The organism is Mesorhizobium sp. M7A.F.Ca.CA.002.05.1.1 (genome assembly GCF_003998335.1).
GTDB lineage: Bacteria > Pseudomonadota > Alphaproteobacteria > Rhizobiales > Rhizobiaceae > Mesorhizobium.
On sequence record NZ_RZQI01001296.1, the window covers coordinates 1 to 1,171 of the forward strand.

Sequence of the window (1,171 nt, forward strand, 5' to 3'; positions counted from 1 at the left end):
GTGCCCGGCAGGGCGATGAGGGGCGGCGCCGACCTTCCAAGACTGATTTCAAATCTTCGCGTCGTGCGGCAGCGGGGCGGTGGCCTTTTCCAGCCAGGCCAGCGTTTCGCCGTCGAGCATCGGGCCGATCTCGGCCAGCACGCGCGCATGGTACGAGTCCAGCCAGTGCAACTCGTCGCGCGTCAGGAGGTCCGACTGCACCAGCCTGGTATCGATCGGCGCCAGCGTCAGCGTCTCGAAGCCGTGCATGGCGATGTCTCCGCCCTCGATCTCTTGCGCCGGTGTCACCAGGATCAGGTTCTCGATGCGGATGCCGTAGGCGCCTTCCTTGTAGTAGCCCGGCTCGTTGGACAGCATCATGCCTTCGAGCAGCTTTTCGGTGCCGGTGCGGGCGATACGCTGCGGCCCTTCATGCACCGCCAGATATGAGCCGACGCCATGGCCGGTGCCGTGGGCGAAGTCGCAGCCGTGCTTCCACAGCGCCATGCGCGCGACGGCATCGATTTCCGAACCGCGCGTGCCGGCGGGAAAGCGCAGCGTGGAAATGCCGATCATGCCTTTCAGCACCAGGGTGAAGCGTTCGCGCATCTCCTGCGTCGGCTGGCCGATAGGCACGGTGCGCGTGATGTCGGTGGTGCCGTCCTGATACTGCGCACCGGAGTCGAGCAGGAACAACTCGCCGGCCTGCAGCTTGCGGCTGGTGGCGCGCGACACGCGGTAATGCATGATGGCGCCGTTCGGACCGGCGCCCGAAATGGTGTCGAAGGAGACATCGCGCAGCGGCATCTGCGTTTCCTCGCCGGTCTGCCGTCGCGTCTCCTCCAGCCGGGTGACCACCGATATCTCATCGAGCGATCCGGGTTTTTGCCGCTCCAGCCAGCACAGAAGCTTCGCCACGGCCGCACCGTCACGCCGATGCGCGGCGCGCGAGCCGTTGATCTCGGCCTGGTTCTTGGTGGCGCGCGGGATGCGGGCGGGGTCTGCTGCTGCAACGACGGCGCCGCCATTGGCCTCGACCAGCATGCGCAGCCGGTCGGCCGCCAGCACCGGGTCGAGCGCGATTTTCGCGCCACTCTTGGCAAGGGCGCACGGCTCGGCTTCGATCCATGGCTGCACACGATCAGCGAGGTCAAGGCGCTGCAGGCCTCGGCCGACAAATCAGGCGCCGTGC

1 pseudogene is annotated in these 1,171 nt (G+C 67.0%); it reads right to left on the bottom strand.

The features are described from left to right. Positions 1 to 48: 48 nt before the first annotated feature. Positions 49 to 1,104 (bottom strand): annotated as a pseudogene (locus EN939_RS35010) (M24B family metallopeptidase); the annotation flags it as partial. Positions 1,105 to 1,171 lie beyond the last annotated feature (67 nt).